General features: G+C 73.3%; 16 protein-coding genes. 8 read left to right on the top strand and 8 right to left on the bottom strand.

Features of this window, described 5'->3' with window-relative positions; translation table 11 throughout:
- Window positions 1-10: 10 nt before the first annotated feature.
- Entirely contained in the window at window positions 11-850 is an 840-nt protein-coding gene (locus tag SVTN_RS25675) for a lysozyme (RefSeq protein ID WP_041131222.1), read from the top strand.
- A 193-nt stretch (window positions 851-1,043) separates the two neighbouring features.
- A complete protein-coding gene (locus SVTN_RS25670) occupies window positions 1,044-1,919 on the top strand; it encodes a lytic polysaccharide monooxygenase auxiliary activity family 9 protein (RefSeq protein WP_041131221.1) in 876 nt (291 codons plus the stop codon).
- 57 nt (window positions 1,920-1,976) lie between these two features.
- Here SVTN_RS25670 and SVTN_RS25665 read toward each other — a convergent pair whose 3' ends face one another.
- Together SVTN_RS25665 and lon are read right to left on the bottom strand one after the other, a co-directional pair.
- Window positions 1,977-2,570 carry a DUF4240 domain-containing protein gene (locus SVTN_RS25665; protein ID WP_041134248.1) on the bottom strand — a complete coding sequence of 198 codons (594 nt, stop codon included), beginning with the start codon at window positions 2,568-2,570 and terminating at the stop codon, window positions 1,977-1,979.
- A 101-nt stretch (window positions 2,571-2,671) separates the two neighbouring features.
- Window positions 2,672-5,083, bottom strand: a complete 2,412-nt coding sequence (lon, locus tag SVTN_RS25660) for an endopeptidase La (RefSeq protein ID WP_041131220.1) — start codon at window positions 5,081-5,083, stop codon at window positions 2,672-2,674.
- Between the two features lie 131 nt (window positions 5,084-5,214).
- On the opposite strand from lon, the gene SVTN_RS25655 reads away from it, so the two are divergent.
- From SVTN_RS25655 to SVTN_RS25630, 6 genes are all read left to right on the top strand, one after another.
- Entirely contained in the window at window positions 5,215-5,862 is a 648-nt protein-coding gene (locus tag SVTN_RS25655; RefSeq protein ID WP_041131219.1) for a GNAT family N-acetyltransferase, read from the top strand.
- 68 nt (window positions 5,863-5,930) lie between these two features.
- Window positions 5,931-6,464, top strand: coding sequence for a hypothetical protein (locus SVTN_RS25650; protein ID WP_041131218.1), 534 nt, complete (start codon window positions 5,931-5,933; stop codon window positions 6,462-6,464).
- A 580-nt stretch (window positions 6,465-7,044) separates the two neighbouring features.
- Entirely contained in the window at window positions 7,045-7,716 is a 672-nt protein-coding gene (locus SVTN_RS25645) for a spermidine synthase family protein (RefSeq protein WP_041131217.1), read from the top strand.
- Between the two features lie 71 nt (window positions 7,717-7,787).
- The gene (locus tag SVTN_RS25640) at window positions 7,788-8,525 is read left to right on the top strand and encodes a response regulator transcription factor (RefSeq protein ID WP_030688813.1); all 738 of its coding nucleotides are present in this window, start codon (window positions 7,788-7,790) and stop codon (window positions 8,523-8,525) included.
- The gene (locus SVTN_RS25635) at window positions 8,522-9,634 is read left to right on the top strand and encodes a sensor histidine kinase (protein ID WP_425429017.1); all 1,113 of its coding nucleotides are present in this window, start codon (window positions 8,522-8,524) and stop codon (window positions 9,632-9,634) included. Before SVTN_RS25640 ends, SVTN_RS25635 begins: the two co-directional genes overlap by 4 nt.
- A 332-nt stretch (window positions 9,635-9,966) precedes the next feature.
- Window positions 9,967-13,776, top strand: coding sequence for a multifunctional oxoglutarate decarboxylase/oxoglutarate dehydrogenase thiamine pyrophosphate-binding subunit/dihydrolipoyllysine-residue succinyltransferase subunit (locus tag SVTN_RS25630; protein WP_041131216.1), 3,810 nt, complete (start codon window positions 9,967-9,969; stop codon window positions 13,774-13,776).
- A gap of 67 nt (window positions 13,777-13,843) precedes the next feature.
- On the opposite strand, the gene fxsT is transcribed toward SVTN_RS25630, so the two are convergent.
- The 6 genes from fxsT to SVTN_RS25595 all read right to left on the bottom strand — a co-directional run bounded on the left by fxsT (window position 13,844) and on the right by SVTN_RS25595 (window position 25,509).
- Entirely contained in the window at window positions 13,844-16,867 is a 3,024-nt protein-coding gene (gene fxsT / locus SVTN_RS25625) for an FxSxx-COOH system tetratricopeptide repeat protein (protein ID WP_041131215.1), read from the bottom strand.
- A gap of 58 nt (window positions 16,868-16,925) precedes the next feature.
- Window positions 16,926-18,224: an HEXXH motif domain-containing protein gene (locus SVTN_RS25620; RefSeq protein ID WP_052499300.1), complete on the bottom strand. Its 1,299-nt coding sequence runs from the start codon at window positions 18,222-18,224 to the stop codon at window positions 16,926-16,928.
- Between the two features lie 492 nt (window positions 18,225-18,716).
- Entirely contained in the window at window positions 18,717-21,833 is a 3,117-nt protein-coding gene (locus SVTN_RS25610; protein ID WP_052499299.1) for an SAV_2336 N-terminal domain-related protein, read from the bottom strand.
- Between the two features lie 7 nt (window positions 21,834-21,840).
- Window positions 21,841-22,851 (bottom strand): AAA family ATPase, encoded by a 1,011-nt coding sequence (locus SVTN_RS25605; RefSeq protein ID WP_041131213.1) that lies wholly within the window; start codon window positions 22,849-22,851, stop codon window positions 21,841-21,843.
- Window positions 22,852-22,972: 121 nt separating this feature from the next.
- A complete protein-coding gene (locus SVTN_RS25600; RefSeq protein WP_041131212.1) occupies window positions 22,973-25,024 on the bottom strand; it encodes a VMAP-C domain-containing protein in 2,052 nt (683 codons plus the stop codon).
- The gene (locus SVTN_RS25595) at window positions 25,021-25,509 is read right to left on the bottom strand and encodes a CU044_2847 family protein (protein WP_063782280.1); all 489 of its coding nucleotides are present in this window, start codon (window positions 25,507-25,509) and stop codon (window positions 25,021-25,023) included. The genes SVTN_RS25600 and SVTN_RS25595 overlap by 4 nt, the downstream gene beginning before the upstream one ends.
- Window positions 25,510-25,574 lie beyond the last annotated feature (65 nt).

The following is a 25,574-nucleotide window of genomic DNA, read 5'->3' as shown; positions in this document are numbered from 1 at the left end:
GAGGCACGCAATGCGTGTGCACAGATCCGGAACCACCCTCGCCGGCGCCGCCCTCGCGGCCCTCACCCTCCTCCTCCCCCTCGGCCTCTCCGGCACCGCCACCGCCGCCCAGGACCCCGGCGCGAAGAAGGCGACCCCCGCGCGCGGCTCCGCCTACATGGGCATGGGCGTGATCGCGCACGACGGCCGGGGCCCCGTCACCGGCGGCGCCCCGACCCTGACCGCGGCGACGGAAGGCGTGGACGTCTCCAGCCACAACGGCAACGTGGCCTGGTCCACGCTGTGGAACAGCGGGGTCAAGTGGGCCTACGTCAAGGCGACGGAAGGCACGTACTACAAGAACACCTACTTCACCCAGCAGTACAACGGCTCCTACAACGTCGGCATGATCCGCGGCACGTACCACTTCGCCACCCCGGACACGACGACCGGAGCCGCCCAGGCCGACTACTTCGTCAACAACGGCGGCGGCTGGTCGGCGGACGGGAGGACCCTGCCGGGCGTGCTCGACATCGAGTGGAACCCGTACGGCGCGACCTGCTACGGCAAGACCGCGTCCGGGATGGTCGCGTGGATCCAGGACTTCGTGAGCCGGTACAAGTACCGGACGGGCCGAGACCCGGTGATCTACACGGCCACGAGCTGGTGGAAGCAGTGCACCGGCAACTCCGCGGCCTTCTCCACCACCAACCCGCTGTGGATCGCGCGGTACGCCACCGACGTCGGCGAGCTCCCGGCCGGCTGGCCGTACTACACGATCTGGCAGTACACCTCCTCCGGCCCGACGGTCGGCGACCACAACCACTTCAACGGGGACTACTCGCGCGTGCAGGCGCTCGCGAACGGCTGACCCCTCCTCCGCTCCGCGGCAGCGGCCTCCCGGGTGTGCGGCACCCCGGGGGCCGCTTTTTCCGTCCGCCCCCTTGCCCATTGGTATGGACCAATGCGAGGCTTCCTCCGCCGGTCGCCCGGAAGCCAACTTCCGTGCGCCCAGTGCGCGTTGCTCGTCCCGTACTCCCCCACGCACGAGAGAGAGCCCCCGCATGCCCTCCTACCGCCGCACCGCCGCCGGCGTCGCCGCCCTGTCCGCCGCGGCCGCCCTGGTCGGCCTCGCCCCCGCCACCGCGAGCGCCCACGGAGCCGTCTTCAACCCCGTCAGCCGGGTGGCGGCCTGCTACGCCGAGGGCCCCGAGACGCCCAAGTCGCAGGTGTGCAAGGACCTCGTCGCCGACTCCGGCACCCAGCCGCTCTACGACTGGAACGAGGTCAACATCGCCAACGCCGCCGGGCAGCACCAGGCACTGATCCCGGACGGCAAGCTCTGCTCGGCCAACCGCGAGAAGTACCGGGCCCTGGACTGGGCGCGCACCGACTGGCCGTCGACGGCCGTCGCCGCCGGCCCCTTCGGCTTCAAGGTCCGGGTCACGGCCCCGCACTCGGGCACGATGACCCTCTACATCACCAAGGCGGGCTTCGACCCGACCCGGCCCCTGAAGTGGTCGGACCTGGACCCGACCCCCGTCGCCGTCTACGAGACCACCCGCACCTCGACCGACGGCTACTACAACTTCACGGGCAACCTGCCGGCCCGCACCGGCCGCCACATCGTCTACAAGGTGTGGCAGCGCAGCGACAGCCCCGAGGCCTTCTACAGCTGCTCGGACGTCACCTTCGGCGGTGCGGCCACGACCGCGAAGGCCCAGGCCCCGACGGAGGCGAAGATCGCGGCGGGCGCCTCGCTCTCCACCGTGAGCCACGCGGGCCACGGCGGCGACGAGCAGCCCCCCGCCCTCTCCGCCGAGACCGCCGAGGCCTCCTCCTCGCCGCTCCCGGCGGCCCTCACGGGCGCGGGCGCCCTCGCCGTCTTCGCGGCGGGCAGCCTGCTCCTGGGCCGCCGCCGCAACTCCTCCGCCTCCTAGGAATCCTCCTGGGAGGGGCTTCCCGAGAGGGTTCCGGGAGGATTCCCGGAACCCTTCCTAGGAGCCGGAGGCTCCGGGCGGGAAGAGGGCGGTGAGCCGGGGTATCGCCGACCCCTCCGGACGAGCGCCCCGGGGCCTCGCGTCCTCTTCCCACTCCCCCGCCGCCTCCGCGGCGTCCTCCGCCTCCTCGACGGCGTCGAGGAACTCCTCGCCGTCGTCGCCCTCCTGGCCCGTCAGCTCGTCCCACGCGTCCTGGGCGACGTAGTCGAGCTCCTCCCACTCGGGCCACTCGTCGTCGTCCCAGTCGTCGTGGTGCCGGCCCACGAGCGCGCGCACCCCGGGGACGTCGGCCAGCGCGTCCGGGTCGGCGAGGACCGACTCGTACACCTTCCGTCCCTGGCCGACCAGCCAGAGCGTGAAGTAGTGGAAGCCGTCGTCCGTGCAGTCGCCGCCCTCGATGCGGTTCGCCGCCGTCCACAGCGCGCGCGTGTCGGCGCTCTCGGTCGCCCTCTCCAGACGCACCTGGAACTCCACGCTCTCGGCCGCCGGACGCCGCATCAGCTCCGTCCGCAGCCACTCGAGGCGTTCGTCCCGGTCACCGGGCCGGCGGCTCAACTCGTCGATGAGAGCCCAGAAGGCGTCGTCGTTCATGCGTACGAGCATGCCAGCCCCGTCTGACATCCAGGTAACGAGTTCCGGACGCGCCGGAGCGGGGTGCCCGTCATGGGCACCCCGCTCCGGCGCGTGGGGAGTTACGCGGCCACGTCCACCGGCACCACCGCCGGGGCGAGGGCGATCTCCAGGACCTGACGGACGTCCGTCACCGGGTGGACCTCCAGCTTCTCCAGGATCTCGGCCGGGACGTCGTCCAGGTCGGCCTCGTTCCGCTTGGGGATCACGACCGTCGTGATGCCCGCCCGGTGCGCGGCGAGGAGCTTCTGCTTCAGGCCGCCGATCGGCAGCACCCGGCCGGTGAGGGAGACCTCGCCGGTCATGGCCACGTCCGTACGGACCAGCCGGCCGCTCAGCAGGGAGGCGAGGGCGGTCGTCATGGTGATGCCCGCGCTCGGCCCGTCCTTGGGCACCGCGCCCGCCGGGAAGTGGACGTGCACGCCCCGGTCCTTGAGGCCGGTGACGGGCAGCTCCAGCTCCGCGCCGTGCGAGCGGAGGAAGGAGAGCGCGATCTGCGCCGACTCCTTCATCACGTCGCCCAGCTGACCGGTGAGGGTCAGCCCGGCGGCGCCCGTCTCCGGGTCGGCGAGGGAGGCCTCCACGAAGAGGACGTCACCGCCCGCGCCGGTCACGGCGAGGCCGGTGGCGACACCGGGCACGGCCGTCCGCCGCTCCGCCGGGTCCTGGGCCGACTCCGGGACGTGGTGCGGCCGTCCGATGAGCTCCCGCAGGCCCTCGGGGCCGACGGTGAACGGCAGCTCGCGGTCGCCCAGTTCGTGCTGGGCCGCGACCTTCCGCAGCAGCCGGGCGATCGAGCGCTCCAGGTTGCGGACGCCCGCCTCCCGGGTGTACTCGCCGGCCAGCTTCCGCAGCGCGGACTCCTCCAGGACGACCTCGCCGGCCTCCAGACCGGCCCGCTCCAGCTGGCGCGGGAGCAGGTGGTCGCGGGCGATGACGACCTTCTCGTCCTCCGTGTAGCCGTCGAGTCGCACCAGCTCCATGCGGTCGAGGAGCGCCTCGGGGATGGCTTCGAGGACGTTGGCCGTGGCCAGGAAGACGACGTCGGAGAGGTCGAGTTCGACCTCCAGGTAGTGGTCGCGGAAGGTGTGGTTCTGCGCGGGGTCGAGGACTTCGAGGAGCGCAGCCGCGGGGTCGCCGCGGTAGTCGGAGCCGACCTTGTCGATCTCGTCGAGCAGGACCACCGGGTTCATCGACCCGGCCTCCTTGATCGCGCGGACGATCCGGCCGGGCAGGGCGCCGACGTACGTCCGCCGGTGGCCGCGGATCTCCGCCTCGTCGCGTACGCCGCCGAGGGCGACCCGGACGAACTTCCGGCCCATGGCGTGCGCCACGGATTCGGCGATCGACGTCTTTCCGACGCCCGGAGGGCCGACGAGGGCGAGGACGGCTCCGCCACGGCGGCCGCCGACGACGCCGAGGCCGCGCTCGGCGCGCCGCTTGCGCACGGCCAGGTACTCGGTGATGCGCTCCTTCACGTCCTCCAGGCCCGCGTGCTCGGCGTCCAGGATCGCCTTGGCGCCCAGGATGTCGTACGCGTCCTCGGTCCGCTCGTTCCACGGCAGTTCGAGGACGGTGTCGAGCCAGGTCCGGATCCAGGAGCCCTCGGGCGACTGGTCGCTCGCCCGCTCCAGCTTCTCGACCTCCTTGAGGGCGGCCTCCCGCACCTTCTCGGGCAGGTCGGCGGCCTCCACGCGGGCGCGGTAGTCGTCGGACTCGTCGCCCTCGGTCTCGCCGTTGAGGTCGCGGAGTTCCTTGCGGACGGCTTCGAGCTGGCGGCGGAGCAGGAACTCGCGCTGCTGCTTGTCGACGCCCTCCTGGACGTCCTTGGCGATGGTCTCGGCGACGTCCTGCTCGGCGAGGTGCTCGCGGAGCTGGGCGGTGGCGAGCTTGAGGCGGGCGACCGGGTCGGCGGTCTCCAGGAGTTCGACCTTCTGCTCGACGCTGAGGAAGGGCGAGTAGCCGGAGTTGTCGGCGAGGGCGCCGACGCCGTCGATCTGCTGGACGCGGTCGACGACCTGCCAGGCGCCGCGCTTCTTGAGCCAGCTGGTGGCCAGCGCCTTGTACTCCTTGACCAGTTCGGTCACGGAGCCGGGCAGCGGGTCGGGCAGGGTCTCCTCGACGGTGCTGCCCTCGACCCACAGGGCGGCGCCGGGGCCGGTGGTGCCGGCGCCGATGCGGACACGGCCGAGGCCACGGATGAGGGCGCCGGGGTCGCCGTCGGACAGGCGCCCGACCTGCTCGACGATGCCCAGGACGCCGGTGCCGGCGTAGGTTCCGTCGACCCGCGGCACGAGCAGCACACGGGGCTTGCCCGCTCCGGTGCGGGCGGCGACCTGGGCGGCCTCGACGGCGGCCCGTACGTCGTTGTCGGACAGGTCCAGCGGCACCACCATTCCGGGCAGCACGACCTCGTCGTCGAGCGGCAGCACAGGCAGAGTGAGCGGCACAGACGCCATGGACTCAGAAGCCATGATCTCCCCTTCGGCAGTCAAGTTGAGCTATACGCACTCAATGCTTGTGAGCTCGGAGATGTTCCCGGACGTTCGTTCGCTCTGAGCGATCACCCCCACACGCGTCCGCGTGGAGCCGATGTAATCCCTAGATGGATATTGCAGCCATTACATCGGCCTGGGTGGCGGGCTGGACCGTCTCCCGGGGCACCCCGGCCGCCGTCGCCGAACCCTGGGGCCACCGGATCGACGTCGGCCTGCCCCGGCACGTCGTGCGGCACGTCCTGCCCGCCCCCGACGCGGCCTCCGTCGGCGCGCTCTGCACCCGCCTGACCGCGCCGTACAGCTGGCTCAAGGTGATGGCGGGACCCGAGGAGGTGGCGCCGTGGATCACCGAGGGATGGACGATCCCCGACGACCCGGGCTTCATGATGGTCAAGCCGCTGGACCCCGGCGCCCGCCCCGCGCCGCCCGAGGGATACGCCCGGACCACCGAGGTCGAGGACGGCGTCGTCCGGGTCCGAATCCTCGCCCCCGACGGCACCCTCGCCGCGCGCGGCCAGATCGCGCCGACCGGCTCCACCGCCGTCGCCGACCAGATCGAGACCGACCCCGCGCACCGGCGCCGGGGCCTCGGCGCGAACGTCATGCGCACCCTGGAGGCCGCCGCCGCCCAGGCGGGCGCCGGGACCGGAGTCCTCGCCGCGACCACGGACGGCCTCGCGCTGTACGACTCGCTGGGCTGGATCCACCGGGGACCGCTCACCGGAATCGTCCGCACGGGCCCCGAAGGCGACTGAGGTCCCCGCCGGGTGGAATCCCGGCCGTCCGGCTGCGCACGGGGCCCCGGACCGTGCATGCTCGATCCATGGTGCGAGGCGTACGGACGACGTGGACGTGGTGCGGGACCCTGCTGCTCGCGGGGGCCCTGGCGGGCGGCCTGAGCGGCTGCGGCCCCGGCGTGCCGACCGCGCCCGGCGGATCGCCGTCGAGCACGAGCGCACCGGCCCTGCCGAGCCCCACGACGGAGCCCGGCACTCCAGCCTCGAATCCCCAGCCGGGCGAGGTCCTCGTCGAGGTGGTCGTCAACGGCGGCCTCGCCGGCGTCCGCAACCAGCTCGTCGTCCACTACGACGGCAGCTGGACCAGCCGCTCCGGCACCAAGCCGCCCCGGACCGGCAGGCAGACCCCCGCCGAGGCCGCCGAGCTGCGGGCGGCCCTGGAGGACCCCGCGTTCGCCCTCGTCCCGGAGCGCCCGACGGGCAGCCCGATCCCCGACGGCTTCCAGTACTACGTGACCTACCGCCATCGCCTGGTCGTCGCGGACGACGGCGCACGCCCGCCCGCCCTCCAGCGCGTCTTCGCCGCCCTCCCGGAGGGCGGCCCGCCGACGAACCCCTGAGCGCGTGGACCGGGGGACGGCCGCCCGGCGACAGAGAGGGCGTGAGGCCGTTGCGCCCCGCAGCCGACGCCGGACGACCACGGCCCCGACCCGGCCACCGCCCGGCCCTGCATCGACCGGCTGCACGCCAAGTCCCCCGCCGCCCGGCGCGACCACCCGACCCGCTACCTGGCGGCGAGGCCGGACGAGGCGCCGATCCCGTGAGCCCGCTGCGCCTGTACGCGCGTGGTGGCCCCGCCGGCCGGTCCACCTCCTGGCCGCGACCGTACTCGCCACGGCCCTGCTCGCCCTCGCGGTGCCGGGGCGTCCCGAGGAGTTCGGCGCGCCCGCCGCCGTACGCAACACGCTGGGGCTCGTGGGCATGGTGGCCGGGCCCTGAGGGCGGGGCGTGGGCGGTGGCGGCGGTCGCCTTCACGGCCGGTGCGGCGCTGTACGCGTGGCGGGGCGCGCGCCGTACGACCGCCGGGTCCCGACGCGCGAAGCCCCGCGCGCGTACGGCCCGTTAAGTGTTTGTCCCGGCCGTCGCCGCCCCGCGAGGATGGCCGGGACGAACCGTACGCACACGAGCCACGGAGTGATCATGACCAGCCCCGTCACCCTCGACCGCCGCGAAGGGCCGTACGGAGAAGTTGTCCTCCGCCGCCGTGCCGAGCACTACGAGATCATCGCCAACGGCACCTTCCTGATGGACACCTCCGACGGGCGCTCCGAGCGGCTCCTGATCGACGCGGCCCTGGCCGCGCTCCCCGAGGAGTCCCGTCCCGGCGCGTCCGTCCTCATCGGCGGCCTCGGCGTCGGTTTCTCCCTCGCCCACGCCGCCGCCGACCCCCGCTGGGGCCGGATCGTGGTCGCGGAGCGTGAGGAGGCGATCATCGACTGGCATCGCCAGGGGCCCCTCGCCGCGATCTCCGGGGCCGCGCTCGCCGATCCGCGGACCGTGATCCTGCACACGGACCTGGTGGCCTACCTCCGTGCCACCACGGACACCTACGACGCCCTCTGTCTGGACATCGACAACGGCCCGGACTGGACGGTCACCGAGGACAACGAATCCCTGTATTCGGCCGAGGGATTGGCGTCCTGCGCGGCCCGGCTGAACCCCGGCGGGATCCTCGCCGTGTGGTCCGCGCAGCCGTCCGCCGATTTCGAAGAGTCGTTGCGGAATGCCGGATTCAGCGGGGTACGGACGGAAGAGATCCCCGTTGCCCGGGGCGTCCCCGACGTGGTCCACCTCGCCGTCCGTCCCGGGTAGCTCCTGGATAGCCTGGACGCCGCCGGTACCTCTAGGCTGCTGCACCGACATCGGCGACGCGAGGCGGGGCAATGGAGCAGACACACACCACTCACCACGGTGCGGCGGCCACTCCGGGGGCCCAGCGGCGCGTCCTGGTGGTCGAGGACGACGCCACGATCGTGGAGGCGATCTCCGCGCGGCTGCGCGCCGAGGGCTTCCTCGTCCAGACCGCGACCGACGGCCCCGCGGCCGTCGACGCGGCCGAGGCCTGGCAGCCCGACCTGATGGTCCTGGACGTGATGCTGCCCGGTTTCGACGGCCTGGAGGTGTGCCGCAGGGTCCAGGCCCAGCGTCCCGTCCCGGTCCTCATGCTGACCGCCCGCGACGACGAGACCGACATGCTGGTCGGGCTCGGCGTCGGCGCGGACGACTACATGACGAAGCCGTTCTCGATGCGCGAGCTGGCCGCCCGGGTGCACGTGCTGCTGCGCCGGGTGGAGCGGGCCGCGCTCGCGGCGGTCACCCCGCGCAGCGGGATCCTGCGCCTGGGCGAGCTGGAGATCGACCACGCGCAGCGCCGGGTCCGGGTCCGCGCGGAGGACGTGCACCTGACGCCGACCGAGTTCGACCTGCTCGTCTGCCTGGCGAGCACCCCCCGCGCGGTCCTCTCCCGCGAGCAGCTGCTCGCCGAGGTGTGGGACTGGGCGGACGCCTCGGGCACCCGGACCGTGGACAGCCACATCAAGGCGCTGCGCCGGAAGATCGGGGCCGAGCGGATCCGTACGGTCCACGGCGTCGGATACGCGCTGGAGACCCCGGCGCCGTGAACCGGCCGGGGCCCGGGAGGCCGCACGTGGGACAGGAACCGCACCGGCCCCGCCGGATCGTGATCTCGATCAAGACCAAGCTGGGCGCGCTGGTCGTCGGGGCGGTCCTGCTGACCTCCGGCCTGGCCCTGGTGGCGATCCGCACGTCCACGGAGTTCCGGTACATCACGATCTTCGCGATGATCGCGACCCTGCTGATCACCCAGTTCGTGGCGCAGTCCCTGACGGCGCCGCTCGACGAGATGAACACGGTGGCCGGGTCGATCTCGCGCGGGGACTTCAGCCGCCGGGTGCGGGGCGCGGACCGGCGGGACGAGCTGGGCGACCTCGCCCTGACGATCAACCGCATGGCGGACGACCTGGAGGCCGTCGACCGGCACCGCAAGGAGCTGGTGGCCAATGTCTCGCACGAGCTGCGCACGCCGATCGCCGCGCTCCGGGCCGTCCTGGAGAACGTGGTGGACGGGGTGTCCGAGGCCGATCCGGAGACCATGCGCTCGGCGCTGAAGCAGACGGAGCGGCTCGGCCGGCTGGTGGAGACGCTGCTCGACCTGTCACGCCTTGACAACGGTGTCGTCGCGCTCAGGGCGGGCCGTTTCGAGGTCTGGCCGTATCTGTCGGGGGTGCTGCGCGAGGCGAACCTGGCGGCGTCCCAGCGCGGCCTGTCGTCCACCTCGGGCCTTCACCGCCGTACGGACGTGCATCTGCATCTGGACGTGTCGCCGCCCGAGCTGGTCGCGCACGCGGACGCGGAGCGGCTGCACCAGGTGATGGCGAACCTGATCGACAACGCGGTGAAGCACTCCCCGCCGCACGGCCGTGTCACGGTCCGGGCCCGGCGCGGCCCGTATCCGGACTCGCTGGAGCTGGAGGTCGAGGACGAAGGTCCCGGCATCCCGGAGTCGGAACGGCACAAGGTCTTCGAGCGGTTCAACCGGGGCTCGACCCCGGACCGGCCGGGCCCCGGCAGCGACGGCGGCACGGGGCTCGGGCTCGCGATCGCCCGCTGGGCGGTGGATCTGCACGGCGGCGGGATCGGAGTGGCCGAATCGTCACGTGGCTGCCGCATCAGAGTCACTCTTCCGGGCAGCCTTCCCCCGAGAGATTGACGTAGGGTTCGAACCGGAAGCGCACGTTCTGCGTGTACGTGAGCAGGACATGCGTCTACGTGAACGAGACCTGTGTCTACGTGAACGAGACCTGCGTTCACGTGAGCGGGACGCGATCAGGGGTGCGGCCGAACAGGGCCGTGCTCGCGCTTTTCCGTACCCTCACACATGTGGAACCCCGCTTGTTTCCCGCCATTCATGGGGTCGAAACACCCTGTCAAGTGTGACTTGCGCAACGTTGGACTGCCTGGCCTGCACCTCTCGGCCGGACAGGCGTAGCCTTTATTTCCGCTGTCCATCACCTTGCGAAGCGGAAGAGGGCGGTTGCCGCCGTGTCGTCTCAGTCCCCCAGTACCCCGAGCTCCCCGGCCGACCAAGACGGGCAGGGCGTGAGCCCCGCAGCCGCCTTCGGTGCCAATGAGTGGCTCGTCGACGAGATCTACCAGCAGTACCTCCAGGACCCGAATTCGGTCGATCGTGCCTGGTGGGACTTCTTCGCCGACTACAAGCCCGGAGCGTCGGAGACCCCGGCCGCCCCGGCCCCCACCACCACTCAGAGCGCGCCGGTCGCGCCGCAGGCGGGCCCCGCACAGGCCGCGCCTTCGGCTCCCGCGGCCGTTCCGGCCCCCGCGCCCGCCCCGGTCGCGGCCCCGGCTCCTGCTCCGGCTCCCGTGAAGCCGGCCGCGGCCCCCGCGCCGGTCGCCGCGAAGCCGGCCGCCGCCGCTCCGGCCGCCGTCAAGGCCGCCCCGGCCGCCCCGGCGAAGGAGGCCCCCGCCGGCCCCGAGCTGATCACGCTGCGCGGCCCCGCCGCCGCGGTCGCGAAGAACATGAACGCCTCCCTGGAGGTGCCGACGGCCACGTCCGTCCGCGCCGTCCCGGTGAAGCTGCTCTTCGACAACCGGATCGTGATCAACAACCACCTGAAGCGCGCCCGGGGCGGGAAGATCTCCTTCACGCACCTCATCGGCTACGCGATGGTGCAGGCGATCAAGGCCATGCCGTCGATGAACTACTCCTTCGCGGAGAAGGACGGCAAGCCGACCCTGGTCAAGCCGGAGCACGTGAACTTCGGCCTCGCGATCGACCTGGTCAAGCCCAACGGCGACCGCCAGCTCGTCGTCGCGGGCATCAAGAAGGCCGAGACGCTCAACTTCTTCGAGTTCTGGCAGGCCTACGAGGACATCGTCAAGCGCGCCCGCGTGGGCAAGCTGACGATGGAGGACTTCTCCGGCGTCACGGTCTCCCTGACCAACCCCGGCGGCCTCGGCACCGTCCACTCCGTGCCGCGTCTGATGCCCGGTCAGTCCGTCATCATGGGCGTCGGCTCGATGGACTACCCGGCCGAGTTCCAGGGCACCTCCCAGGACACCCTGAACAAGCTGGGCATCTCGAAGGTCATGACCCTGACCTCGACGTACGACCACCGCGTCATCCAGGGCGCCGCCTCCGGCGAGTTCCTGCGCGTCGTCGCCAACTTCCTCCTCGGCGAGGAGGGCTTCTACGACGAGATCTTCAAGGCCCTGCGCATCCCCTACGAGCCGGTCCGCTGGCTCAAGGACATCGACGCCTCGCACGACGACGACGTCACCAAGGCCGCGCGCGTCTTCGAGCTCATCCACTCCTACCGGGTCCGCGGCCACGTCATGGCCGACACCGACCCGCTGGAGTACAAGCAGCGCAAGCACCCCGACCTGGACATCACCGAGCACGGCCTCACCCTGTGGGACCTGGAGCGGGAGTTCGCGGTCGGCGGCTTCGCCGGCAAGTCGATGATGAAGCTCCGCGACATCCTCGGCGTGCTCCGCGACTCGTACTGCCGCACCACCGGCGTCGAGTTCATGCACATCCAGGACCCGAAGCAGCGCAAGTGGATCCAGGACCGCGTCGAGCGCCCGCACTCCCGCGTGGAGCGCGAGGAGCAGCTGCGGATCCTGCGCCGGCTGAACGCGGCGGAGGCCTTCGAGACCTTCCTGCAGACGAAGTATGTCGGCCAGAAGCGCTTCTCCCTTGAGGGCGGCGAGTCCGTCATCCCGCTGCTCGACGCGGTCATCGACTCGGCCGCCGAGTCGCGCCTCGACGAGGTCGTCATCGGCATGGCCCACCGCGGCCGCCTGAACGTCCTGGCGAACATCGTCGGCAAGTCGTACGCGCAGATCTTCCGCGAGTTCGAGGGCAACCTCGACCCGAAGTCGATGCACGGCTCCGGCGACGTCAAGTACCACCTGGGCGCCGAGGGCACCTTCACCGGCCTGGACGGCGAGCAGATCAAGGTCTCGCTCACCGCCAACCCCTCGCACCTGGAGGCGGTCGACCCGGTCCTGGAGGGTGTCGTCCGCGCCAAGCAGGACGTCATCAACAAGGGCGGCACGGACTTCACCGTCCTGCCCGTCGCCCTCCACGGCGACGCGGCCTTCGCCGGCCAGGGCGTCGTCGCCGAGACGCTGAACATGTCGCAGCTGCGGGGCTACCGCACCGGCGGCACGGTCCACATCGTCATCAACAACCAGGTCGGCTTCACCGCCGCCCCGGAGTCCTCGCGTTCCTCGATGTACGCGACCGACGTGGCCCGCATGATCGAGGCGCCGATCTTCCACGTGAACGGCGACGACCCGGAGGCCGTGGTCCGCGTCGCGCGGCTCGCCTTCGAGTTCCGCCAGACGTTCAACAAGGACGTCGTGATCGACCTCATCTGCTACCGCCGCCGCGGTCACAACGAGGGCGACAACCCGCAGTTCACCAACCCGCAGATGTACAACCTGATCGACAAGAAGCGTTCGGTGCGCAAGCTGTACACCGAGTCGCTCATCGGTCGCGGCGACATCACCCTCGAAGAGGCGGAGCAGGCGCTCCAGGACTTCCAGGGCCAGCTGGAGAAGGTGTTCGCGGAGGTCCGCGAGGCCACCGCCGCCCCGGCGTCGGCCACCGTGCCGGACGCGCAGGCCGAGTTCCCGGTCGCCGTCACCACCGCGGTCTCCCAGGAGGTCGTGAAGCGGATCGCCGAGTCGCAGGTCAACGTCCCGGAGCGGATCACGGTCCACCCGCGTCTGATGCCGCAGATGCAGCGCCGCGCCGCCTCCATCGACGACGGCACCATCGACTGGGGCTTCGGCGAGACCCTCGCCATCGGCTCCCTGCTGATGGAGGGCACCCCGGTCCGCCTGTCGGGCCAGGACTCCCGCCGCGGCACCTTCGGCCAGCGCCACGCGGTCCTGGTCGACCAGGAGACCGGCGAGGACTACACCCCGCTGCTCTACCTGACCGAGGACCAGGCCCACTACAACGTCTACGACTCGCTGCTCAGCGAGTACGCGGCGATGGGCTTCGAGTACGGCTACTCGCTGGCCCGCCCGGACTCCCTGGTCATCTGGGAGGCCCAGTTCGGTGACTTCGTCAACGGCGCGCAGACCGTCGTCGACGAGTTCATCTCCTCGGCCGAGCAGAAGTGGGGCCAGACCTCCGGCGTCACGCTGCTCCTGCCGCACGGCTACGAGGGCCAGGGCCCGGACCACTCGTCCGCGCGCCCGGAGCGCTTCCTCCAGATGTGCGCCCAGGACAACATGACGGTCGCCATGCCGACGCTGCCGTCGAACTACTTCCACCTCCTGCGCTGGCAGGTCCACAACCCGCACCACAAGCCGCTCATCGTCTTCACCCCGAAGTCGATGCTGCGTCTGAAGGCCGCGGCGTCCAAGGTGGAGGAGTTCACCACCGGCGGCTTCCGCCCGGTGATCGGCGACACGACGGTCAACCCGGCCGACGTCCGCAAGGTCGTCTTCTGCGCCGGCAAGGTCTACTACGACCTGGAGGCCGAGCGTCAGAAGCGCGGTGACACGGAGACCGCGATCATCCGTCTGGAGCGCCTGTACCCGCTGCCGGGTGCCGAGCTGCAGGCCGAGATCGCCAAGTACCCGAACGCCGCGAAGTACATCTGGGCGCAGGAGGAGCCGGCGAACCAGGGTGCCTGGCCGTTCATCGCGCTCAACCTGATCGACCACCTGGACCTGGCGGTCGGCGCGGACATCCCGGCGGGCGAGCGCCTGCGCCGGATCTCGCGTCCGCACTCCTCCTCCCCGGCGGTCGGCTCGGCCAAGCGCCACCAGGCGGAGCAGCAGCAGCTGGTCAACGAGGTCTTCGACGCCTGATCTCGTACCGCACGAGGAGGCCCGGCACCCCGATGGGGTGCGGGGCCTCCGGCGTGTCCGGGGTCGGTCAGAGGTTGGCCTCGAAGTCCCAGTAGGGGCGGTTGCGCTGACGTGCCGACAGGGTGTGCGGGTGTTGGGCGCCGAGGGTCCGGGTGAGGGTGAGGAGGGCGTCCTCCTCCAGCTTCCCGGCCTCCTCGATCTCGCGGAGGCCGCGCAGGTCGGTGGCGAGCGCGACCTGGCAGGACATGGTCAGGGGGTGCTCGGGGCCCATGACGTGCCGGGCCCGGCGCAGGGTGTCCCGGCTGAGTTCGGCGGCGTCGGACACGCGCCCGTTGAAGTTGCGGGCGGCGGTGGCGTTGAGGGCGCAGCCGAGGACCCAGGGGTGGTCGGGGCCGAGGGCGGCGGTGAGTCCGGCGAGCGCGGATTCCAGCATGGTCATGGCCTCGGTGCGCTCGCCGGCCGCCTGCATGACGAGGGCGGTGTTGGCGAGGACGCCGGTGGAGACGGGGTGGGCGGGTCCGAGCAGGGCGCGGTAGCCGGCCTCGGCCTCGCTGATGAGTTCGCGGGCCCGGTCGAGGTCGCCGTGCTCGCGGAGGTAGTTGGCGTAGTTGGTGACCGCGGAGAGCGTGAGGTAGTGGCCGCGTCCCTGGGCCTGTTCGAGGTGGTCGAGGACCCCGGCCATGACGGCGCCGATGTCGTCCTTGAAGCCGCCTTCGCGGCGTCGGCAGAGGGCGAGCTGGCTGCGTGCGTAGAGGGTCTGGAGGTGCTGTGCGCCGAGGATCTTCACGTGGAGGCGGACGTTGGCCTCCTGGCGGCCGAGCGCCTCGCGGTAGCGGCCGAGCAGCCGGAGGTCCTGGGCGACGGCGTTGTTGGAGTTGAGGGTGGAGGGGTGGTGGGGGCGCAGGATGTTCTCGCAGCGGGAGAGGGTGTCGGCGTCCTGCTCGTACGCCTCCGCGTAGCGGCCGAGCATCCGCAGGACGACGCCGACGTTGTGGCGGGCGGCGAGGGTGAGCTGCTGGGTCTCGCCGAGGAGGTTCTGTGCCTCGGCGAGGACCTCGCGCTGGAGGCGTTCGGATTCCTTGTACTGGCCGAGGAAGCGCAGGTCGCGGGCGATGCAGATCTTGGACTTGAGGTCGCCGAGCTCGTCGGGGTGGTCGGCCGCGGCGAGCAGGGTGCGGCGGGCGAGGTCGAGTTCGTACGCCTCGCGGAAGCCGCCGCTGCGGCGCAGGATGTCGCCTTCCACGGTGGTGAGTTCCTGCATGTGCGGGGAGAGCGGGTCCATGAAGCCGCTCCAGCTGCCGCGGATGCGTTCGGCGAGGCGGGTGCCCGCCTTGTACTCGCCGCTGCGGTCGCAGTAGCGCAGGCAGTTGAGGACGGTGGTCTGGATGCGCGCGTCGGTGCTGCGCAGCGCCCCGGAGGGCTCCAGGTGGGGCAGGAGCTCGGAGTAGCGGGGCCAGTTCCGGCTGTCCGTCGGGTTCCCGGGGTCGGCCTCGGCGAGCAGCGTGCGGACGGCCTTGCGGTGGGCGTCGCGGTGCTCGCCGTCGGTGAGCCGGGAGACGATGTCGTGCACCAGCCGGTGCATGTGGATCGACTCCTGCTGCGGTGCGGCCTCCTCGCTGGTGACGGGGCCGCGGGTCTCCCGGGTGAGCACCGAGTAGTTGACGAGGGTGTCGAGGGCCCGGGTCCAGGCCGGCAGGTCGGTGGCCATCCACCGCAGGTCCTCCGGGAGGGAGGCCTGGGGGTAGGCGCGGACGATGCCGAGGGGGATGCGGCCCGGGGCGAAGGAGGCGCAGAGGCTGAGGATGTCGATGGCCTGGGGCTGGGAGCGTCGGAGCCGGTTGATCAGTATCGACCAGGAGGTGAGGGAGGTGTTGGGCATGCCCTCGCCGGTGCTCGGCTCGTCGACGGTGGAGAGCCGTCCCTCGCGGACCATGCGCAGGTACTCGGAGGCCTCCATGCCGGACTCGCCGAGCCAGGCGGCCGCCTGGACGAGGGGCAGGGGTACGTCTCCGAACTCGGCGGCGACCTCGTCGGCCTCGGCGGCGCTGATGTGCGGGGCCCGGCGCATGAGGTAGCCGGTGGATTCGGCGCGGTCGAAGTTGCGGACGGGGAGTACGTCGGTGTGCTCGCGCCAGCCGAGGTTGCGGGAGGTGATGAGGACGTGTCCGGGTCCCTGCGGGACCATGACGTCGACGTCCCTGATGTCGTCCCAGCCGTCGAAGACGACGAGCCAGCGGCCGTGCGGGGCGCCGCGGCGGAGGGCTTCGCGGACGGCGCGGATGCGTTCGCCCGGCTCGCTGCCGGTGGGCAGTTCGAGGGCGACGGCGAGTTCGCCGAGGCGGTCGCGCTGGACGTTCCGGTCGTCGGAGCTGACCCACCAGATGACGTCGTAGTCGGAGCTGAAGCGGTGGGCGTACTCGGCGGCGATCTGGGTCTTGCCGATGCCGGACATGCCGAGCAGGGTGCAGGCGGCGTTGCCGCGCTCGGCGTCCATGAGCCGTTCCTGGAGCTCGGTGAGGAGGTCGTCGCGGCCGGTGAAGCGCGGGTTGCGGCGGGGTACCTCGCCCCAGATGTCCGGCGGGGTCTCGGGGTAGCGGACGAGGGCGCCCGGCGCGATCCGCCGGACGGGGGAACGGCGCGGTTCGATGCCCAGCCTGCTGAGGAGCCGGGCTTCGGCCTCCTCCTCGCCGACGCCCCAGAGGCTGACCGGTTCGAGGACGGCCGTGGAGGGGAGGAGGGTGCGGTTGGTGAGGTTGACGGCGGCGAAGCGGTCGGCCTGGCTCGCGACGAAGCCGCGCAGGACGTCGTTCCACTCGCCCGCGGGGCGGGGTCCGAGCTCGAAGAACCAGTCGTCGAGGACGAGGAGGACCTGGCCGCGGGCGAGGAGCAGGTCGCCGAGGGAGTCCTCCAGGGGGACTTCGCGGGGCGGGTCCCAGCGCTGCAGGGTGGCGCGGACGCCGTGGGTGTCGAGGCGCTGGTTGATCCAGGCCGCCCACGGCCGGTGGTAGCCGGGGAAGACGACGAGGACGTGTTCGGGGGCGGCTCTGCCACCGTGGTCCGCCGAAGCGCCGCCCGACCGCTGTTCCGCCATGTGTGCATCTCCCGTCCCGCTCACGCGCAACGCAGTGTCATGTGCTCTTGGCACAGTGTTACCCAAGGGCTCGCCGGCCGGAGCCGAGGCTCGCATGGTGCTGCCTCATTTGCCGGACGAACTCCCTTCCCTCGTTGGTCAGTTCATCGGATTCAAGCAGTACCGCAAGGGCTTCGGCCACCTGATCGTGGACATGGTCGAACTGTTGCGCGGACCGTACGCGCCACTGCCCGGGTACGCCGGAGGCGCGGGGGGCCCGGGCGGCCCGGTGCCACAGGTCGGCGAGCGCCAGGTGGGCGTAGGCGCCCTGGAGGACTCCGCCGACCGGCCGGGGGTCCCTGCGCCAGCCGACGCGGTAGGCGGGGGCGGGCCGGTCGGGCGAGTGGGACCGGTGGAGCGGGACCAGCTCGTGGAGCATGGCGAGCTTGCTGTGCTGCAGTTCGTGGACGAGGGTCTCGGCCATGTCCACGGCACCGGCTGCGGGCGTCATGAGGATGGCCCCGGGCGCGGCGCTCAGGGTGACCCCGATGGACCTCGTCCCGCGCGGGACGAGCGGCACGACGACGTCCACCGAGCGGCCCACCTCGACCGCGCGGGCCCGGTCCGTCCCGCGCAGCAGACCGCGGGCCGCGGTCCAGCGGGCGGCCCAGCCGGCGTGGTCGGTGTCGGCGCGGTCGGCCGCGGCCCGGGGCGGCATGCCCATGTCCGGCGGCAGCCGGTACGGGTCGAGGTCCTCCAACCGGGTCGCGCCGCCGGGCAGGGCGCACAGCCCGCGCCAGCCGGGACCGCTGCCCGTCAGCCTCCCCCCGGGGCCGTGCGCGTGGCGGCGGAGCACGGCGCGGGAGCCCGTACCGTCCCCGCCCCCGATCCGCACCGAGCGGGATCGGGCGTCGATCCGGAGCCGCCCCGGGCCGCCCGCCTCGACCCGCCCCACGCCGGGGAGCGGGAGCACCCCGCCGGGGGCCTCGACGACCAGGTCCACCGACAGCCCGGCGCGCAGGGCGGCGGTGACGGCGAGCGGTTCGAGATGGGCGAGGTGGCGGTCGAAGGCGGCTCCGGGCGGTGCGGTGAGCGCGGCGGCGAGCCAGGCCCCGGTGGTCGGGTAGTCCAGGACGGCGCGGACGACGTCCGGGTGGGCGCGCTCGGCCCGTTCGAGCAGGAGCCAGCCCGCCTCGAAGGCGCGCAGCGCCCCAGACGCCACCGTCTCGCGGTGGCGCTGGACCCGCACCAGGAGGGTCTTGAGCAGGAGCAGTCGGCGGGCGTGCAGCCCGGCTCGCAGAAAGGACGCCCCGGCCGGTCCGGGGCGCGTGGTGGCGAGACCTGCGAGAACTGCCGGGTCCGGCGGGGCGGCGATCACCCCCGGCTCCGGACACCCGGGCGGCCGCCGGGCGGACCGGACGAGCGACCGAGACCGAGGGGCGAGCGGCCGAGGGGCGAGCGACCGAGGGGCGAGCGACCGCCGGACGACCGGCCGCCGGACGTGGATACGGCCGAAATCGATCGCCCCGTACGGACGTCTCGCGGGTGAACCCGGCCGTCAGCCGACGAACTCGTCCTCCTGCCAGGACTCGACGAGATCCGAGGGGCGGAGCAGTACTCTCTCCACCGCCGCCCCGAGAGCGGCGTCATCCATGACCCGCAAGGTCCGCAGGTCGACGGCCGCGAGATCGGACAGTCGCGAAGACCTGACGGCGTCCCGGCCGACACCGGTCGCCCACCCCGTGCGCTCGCACACTCTCGGCTCCTCCTCACCGAAGCTGTCCCCCACGGTCGTAGCGGTGCGGCGGTTCTTCCCGACGCCATGAGACCGGAAACCCATTCGATTCAACTGCCCCCATGTACGCCCCCGTTATCCAGCCGTCCAGGGCCACCACGGCGGTGCGACACTGCGGCGCTCGTCGGGCGTGAGCGGCACACCCGCCTGCCCCCTGGCGCTCTCGAGACCGGCGAGCAGCGCCCGGGTCCGTTCGACGTCGCCCCAGTCGACCTCCACCAACTCCCCCGTGAGACGGCGCCACTGCGCGGTCGCGGTGAGCAGCACCGTCCGGGCCCGCCCCGGGCGGCCCATGAGGCAGAGCACCGCTCCCTGGGCGTGCAACGCGCGGGCGCCCGTGACCGTGCCCGGGGTGTCGCCGTGGGCGGTACGGGAGTCCTCGGCGGCGTTCCGGTAGGCGGTGAGGGCGTCGCCGAGTACGCCGTCCCGTGCGGTTTCGGCCAACTCCAGGCGCACCCGTCCCAGTTGCAGCCAGATCTCGGCACGCTCCCCCGGGTCGTCGGTGCCCCTGAGGGCCTGTTCCAGGAGGTGGCGGCTCTCGAAGAGGTCGGGCAGGAAGCCGGCGCGGTGGAAGCGGAGCGCGAGGACGCTGCCGATCAGGGTCCGCGCCGTGGCCCGCTCGGGCGCGCCGGCGGGCAGCCGGGTGAGTGCCTCGCGCAGCACCCCCTCGGCCCGGTCGACGGGGCCGGTGCCGGTGCCGGCTGCGGCACGCCGCAGCAGCGATTCGCCCCAGGTCAGCAGGGTCCGGCCGCGCTGTTCGCTGTCGGCGGGGGCGAGCAGGGTGGCCTCCTCGTAGGCGGCGTCGGCGGCGGTGCCGTCCCCGGCCGCGTCGTAGAGGCGGGCGCGGGCGGTGGTGAAGCGGAGCCGCAGGGCGCGGCCGTCGCCGAGGAGCGGTTCCGCGCGGTCGAGCACGGGCGCGATGCGGTCGGGTCCTGCCTCGGCGAGGTGCAGGGCGTCGGCGAGGTCGAGGAGGGCGGCGGCGCTCTCCTGGAGGGTGAGGGCGGCGGTGAGCTCCCCGGCGGCCGCGGCGCCGTCACCGCGCGCGAGGAGCAGCCGGCCGCGGCGCAGGTGGAGGACGTGGCGGGTGGTCTCGGGCCAGCGGTCGGCGTCCTCGGCGAGGGCGGCGAGGGCCGCGTCGAGGTGTTCGGGCTCGTCGGTGTCGCGCCACAGCGCGTGGTGGACGACGGCGAGTTCGAGCCGTGCCTCGGCCCATGCCTCGTCGCCCGGACGCGCCAGTTCCCCGGCGCGCGCCAGGGTGTCGGCGGCCTCGGCGAGGAGTTCGCGGCGCCGCTCGGAGCGGCGGGCGGCGGCGGTGCCGGCCTCGGCCTGGAGAGCGCGGCCGAGGACGATCCGGGCCTCGACGGGTTCGTCGGCGAGCGCCGCCTCGGCGCGCTCGCGTGCGCCGGCGAGGAGGGCCGGGTCGGACTGGCCGCGGCCCTGTTCGAGGAGGCGGCGGGCCTCGGTGAGCGGGTCGGGGGTGACGAGGTCGGGGTGGTAGAAGCGGAGCACGCGCGCGGGGATGCGCGCGAACAGCTCGGTCTCGGCGCCCTCGGGCCCGAGGGGTTCGTCGGTGTCGTCGGGCGTCCTGGCGCTCCCCGTACCCCGGCCGCCCAGGTCGACGCCCGGGGCCGTGTCGGCTTCCGTACCCGTGTCGGTGCCGGCCAGGCGGGCGGCGGCGAGCGCCGGGAAGTTCCGCATGCCCTGGCCGAAATTGCGCTCCACATAGGCGGAGCAGTGTTTGAGGACGAGGGCGGCGGCGCCGGGGTCGAGCGAGCCGAGGAGGTGCTGCTGGATGCCGGGCGGATAGCTGAAGCAGGGGTACGGGGTGGGGCCCGGCAGCCGCCGCAGGAGCCCGCTGAGCAGGACCTCGGCCAGCTCCATGGGGCCGGTGTCGGGCAGCATCGCGCGCTGGACGAGCTGCATGACGGGCAGGGTCAGCGGGGCCGCCGCGAGGTGGACGGCGAGCCGCAGCGCCCCCGGGGAGGCGCCCGCCCGGAAGGCGCGCAGGAGCTCCTCGTCGCCGCGGGGCGCGCGGGGGGTGCCGGGCGTGCGCGGCCCGGCCGGTTCGGGGTGGAGCCAGGCGGCCCAGCCGCGGACGGTGTTGCCGCCGTGGCCGGTGTGCAGCCGGGACCAGGAGGCGAAGGCCTCGGGGGTGGGGGTGAGCACGGGGACGGCGCGGCGGCCGGAGGCGGGCGCTGCCCAGGGCTCGTCGTCGGAGCGGAAGACGGCGTGGCCGCCGGGGGCGGCGGAGCGCTGGAAGACGCCGGGGGCGGCGGGGAGCGCGGTGCGCGGCCAGAGGCGCGGCGGCAGCGGCTGGACGAGGGCGAGCGGGGAGTGCCGGGGCCACTGGCGCAGGAAGCTCTGGGCGGCGCCGCGCTGCCAGAGGGGGCCGACGCAGTCGCTGACGACGAGGGTGAGCCGGCGTCCGGTGGGGTCGTGGAGCTGGTCGACGGGGCGGAGCCGGGGCCGGCCGTCGGCGCCGGAGGTGGTGGTGACGAGCGGGGGGCCTTCGCCGGTGTCGTACAGCCGGTGCACCTGGACGTCGCGGAAGGCGCCGGACTGCTGGCAGGCCTGGCGGAGCTCCTCGACCATGCGGTCCCAGACGACCATGGCGGGGCCGGTGTCCATGAGGAGCTGGATGTCGGGGTGGCGGCCGGTGACGGGGCGCAGGACGGGCGTCAGGATGCCCGCGGCGGCGCTGCGTTCGGCGGTGGCCTCCTCGTCGAGGGTGCCCTCGCCGGGGCGGGGCGGGGCGAGGGCGTAGTCGCGCAGCGGGCGCAGCGCCTTCTGCAGGCCGAGGAGTCCCGGCAGGGCGTTCGCGCCGGGGGCGCGCACGGGCAGGGTGGCGCCCCGCTCCGTACGCCCCGCGCCGCCGCGTGGTCCGCCGGGTCCGCCCTTCATGTGGAGCGAGACGGACTCGCGGGCCGCGTCCTCGGACGCGGCCGGCCGGCCCGCCCCTCCCCGTGCGGCCTCGTCCTCGGGGCGGGCCGGGTCCCGGCTCTCGGCGGGGCGCGCCTCGGTGTCGGGGGCGTCCCCGGCCGTGTCCGGCGGCGGGTCGGCCCCCGGCCCTTCCAGGGAGGGGCCGGGGAGCCACCGGGACAGCCAGAGGGCGTCCGCGATGTCCTCGGCGGTCGGGTCCTGTCCGCCGGCCCGCAGTCTGCGGGTGAGCTCTTCCAGATGCATCCGGTGCATCCGATCGTCACCTCGGCTGATCGAGAGGTTGCATGAGCATGTCGGCGATGCGTTCCCTGGTCACCCGTTCGGCACGGGAGGCGTGCTGGGTCAGATAGAGGGCGTTGAGGAGCTGGTCGGTGGCGATCACCTCGCCGGGCTCGCGGTTCAGGAAGCGCTGGACGAGGCCCTGTTCGCCGTCGCCCGCGGCGGCGTCGGTCCCGAGGTGGGCCTCGATCATGGCGCCGAGCTGCTCCTCGCCGGGCGGTTCGAGCTCCAGGCGGATGCAGCGGCGCAACAGGGCGGCGGGGAAGTCCCGTTCGCCGTTGGAGGTGAGCACGATGAAGGGGAAGGTGGTGCAGCGGATCCGGCCGCCGTACACCGGCACCTTGCGGCCGTCGTCGCTGAGCACCTCGACGACGGGCTCCCGGTCGGCGAGCCGCTCCAGCTCGGGGATGGCGAACTCGCCCTCCTCCAGGGCGTTCAGGAGGTCGTTGGGCAGGTCGAGGTCGCTCTTGTCGAGCTCGTCGATGAGCAGCACGCGGGGCTGCTCGGAGGGGAGCAGCGCGGTGCCGAGCGGTCCGAGCCGGATGTACGAGCCGATGCCGGCCGGGGCCGCGGCGGCGGGCGCTCCGGCCTGGGCGCGCTCCAGCTGGACGTCCTGGAGGCGGCCGATGGCGTCGTACCGGTAGAGGCCGTCCTGGAGGGTGGAGCGGCTGACGATGGGCCAGCGCAGCACCCGGCCGAGGCGGAGTTCGTGGGCGACGGCGTGCGCGAGGGTGGACTTGCCGGTGCCGGGGTTGCCGGTGACGAGGAGCGGCCGCCGCAGGTACAGGGCGGCATTGACGGCGTCGGTCTCCTCGGGCCGGGGATGGTGGTTCTGGACGAGTCTGCGTTTGACTCCGAGCCGCCGGTCGGAGCCGGCGAGGGTGTCGTCGGCACCGCCCGTCGAGAAGTCCCGCCAGGGCGGCGGGGCGGGCAGGCGCCGTATCTCGTCGTGCGGAAGACCGGCACCACGGTAGATCCGCCAATCGTTCACGATGGACTCCTCCTGGCTGTGGTGTCGGGGTCGGCTCCGTCGACGGTCTCGCTCGGGGGCGGGGCCTGTCGATGGCCTAATCGGACGGATCTCGGGCACGGCGTCCCGGTGGTCGCTCCGGTCACTGGTCCCCCTCCCCCAACAGCGGCGGGGCCTCCAGACGCCCCGCGTGCGGTGGGCGGTCCGGCGGGTCCAGGAGGACGGCGATGGACTCGGCCCAGGCGTAGGCGGCGCGCGCCTCGGGGCCGGCCGCCCGGTCCTGGGCGCGGGTGCGCAGGGAGCGGACCGGGCCGCGTATGTCCCAGGCGGTGACGGCGCCGGCGAGCAGCCGCTCGGCGCGCTCGTGGAACTCCGCGCAGTCGGTGTGGTCGTGGGCGCCGGTCCGCCAGAGGGCCATCGGGTGGCCGGCGGCGAGTGCCGCGTTCATCGCCATGAGGCCGTCGCCGCTGCCGACCGGACCGCAGTAGACGGGGACGGTGCCGCCCTCGGCCTCGCGCAGCCGGTCGTACGTCTCCGCCCAGGTCTCCCGGCGTACGCGCGGGGTGTGGGCGTCCGGGCCCGCGCCGGGCACCTCGGCGCGCAGCGGGGCCGCGTGCAGGGGCCCGCGCTCCCCGGCCTCCCAGCGCTCGCGCCATTCGGGAGCCGGTTCCAGGTCGTGGCGGCGGGCGTCGCGGATGACCACGATCCTGCGCTGGCCGAGGGTGGTCGTCCAGGCGTCGTCGGGGCCGTGGGGCGGTTCGAGCCGCCAGGTGTCGAGGGGTTCGTCGAAGAGCTCGCGCGGCAGCACCGCCTCCACGGCGGCGAGATGGGCTCCGCTGTCGCCGCGCCGCAGGGCGTCCGCGAGCGGCTCGCGCAGGGTCTCCTTGAGCCGGGCCCGCTCGACGCCCCGGTCGTCGCAGTGGAGCGGGGTGACGGTCTGCCCGTCCAGGAGGAGCTTGACCCGCCAGGGGTACCGCCGGTCGTAGCGGGGGGTGTCGATCTCCAGGAGGACGTCGGCACGCGCGCGGGGTTCGCGTACGGAGAGGGACGGGGACCGGCCGGGGGTGACGAGCCGGTCGATCTCGCGCCGGAGGTGGCGGTCGGCGTCGCCCGACTCGTCGACGATCCAGCGGGTGAGGCCGGTGGTGTCCGCCCGCTCGCCGTACCGCCCGGAGACCTGCCGGGCGACGTGCGCCGCGTACAGCAGGAGGGCGTCCCGTTCGAGATCGTGGACGTCCCTGTGGGGCGCGCGCAGTCCGCGGAGGACTCCGGCGCCCTCGCTCCAGGTGCGCGGATCGTCCTCCAGGGCGTCCGGCAGGTCGTCGTCCCTGATCCAGGCCTTGACCTGGTCGATCAGGTCCAGGATCTCGCCGGGCGCGGTGGGCGCGGGCAGTTCGGCGAAGTGCCCGTACAGCTGGGTGCGAAGCCCGGGGCTGACGCCGCTCGCTCCGGGCAGCCGGCCCTGGGCGCGGGTCCAGTCGGGCCGGTCGTCCAGGGAGCGGTAGCGGACGAGGTGGTGGCGGTCGTGGGCGCGCAGCGCCTCGGCCATCTTCTCCCCGCCCGGGAGGTCGTGCAGCCGGCGCAGGGCGGTGACGGGGACGACGGCGCCGCCGTCGCGGCCGCGTCCCTTGTTGATGCCGACGACGGCGCCCTGGTCGCGGTCGACGACCGGGCCGCCGGAGCAGCCCTCGACGGGCATGACGTCGGTGACGAGCGCCTGTCCGTCGCTGCCGTTCATCTCGCCGTGGACGGTGCGCACTCCGAGCTCGCCGGTCTCCCGGGACCAGCCGTGCAGGCTGACGCGGACCGGCCGGGCGGTGGGCCGGACGGTGGGGCGTTCGCTGAGGCGCACGCAGGACGCCTTCCCCGTGCCGGGCACGCTGATGAGCGCGATGTCGGGGAAGGCCCATCGGTCGGGCGGGTCCTCGGGCCGGTCGGGGAGCGGCAGCGCGAGCACGACGGTGCCCGTGGTCTCGCGGGTGGTCTTGCCGTCCTCCCAGGTGATGCCGACGACCGGCTTCCTCTTCCACACCGCGCTTCCCCCCTCGGCCACCACATGGGCGCAGGTCAGCACCCAGCCGGGGGCGATGAAGAAGCCGGTGCCCCAGTACCGGTCGCCGTGCGGGTCATACCCGCAGCCGGGGGCTGCGATGCGTACCAGTGCGGGGCGCACGAGAGCGTCGAAGTCGCTCATGCGACCTCGTCGGCCGCCGGGCGTGCGCTGGGCAGTGGGGGCGCGGGTGCGGGGTCCGGTCCGGCTGTCGGGCCCGGGGCTGTCGCGGGCGCCCGGGTCGCCGTCGGGCCCGGCTCGGCGGCCGGGCTCGACCCGGCGGCCGGGGCGGGGGCCGCCGGGCCCGGTTCGGTCCAGGTGAGGGAGACGTTCACGGAGGCCTTGCCCGCGCCGTCCGCGAGGACGCCGATCACCTTGCCCGACTGCGCCGACAGTTCGATGCCGAAGCTGACGGCGACCTCCACCGGCCCCTGCGGGTCGAGGCCGGCGCGCAGGGAGCCGACGACCCCGCGCACCACGTCCGTGAGCCCGCCGGCCATCGAGACCACCCGGTCCCTGACGCCGGTGTCCTGGAAGCCGCCGCCTCTGTTGAGTTCCTCCGCGTCGCTGACCCGTGCCCAGACGGGCGTGCCGTCGTCCAGTCGAATCCGAGCGATCCCCAGTGCCACAGCGGCCCCCCGCTCCCCGAAGCGATGTTGGATCCAGAAGGCTAATCGGTGGGACTGACGGGCGA

The organism is Streptomyces vietnamensis, from assembly GCF_000830005.1.
In the GTDB taxonomy this organism is placed as follows: Bacteria; Actinomycetota; Actinomycetes; order Streptomycetales; family Streptomycetaceae; genus Streptomyces; species Streptomyces vietnamensis.
Note: the sequence above shows the minus strand (reverse complement) of the source record. Positions and strands in the feature narration are given on the sequence as shown.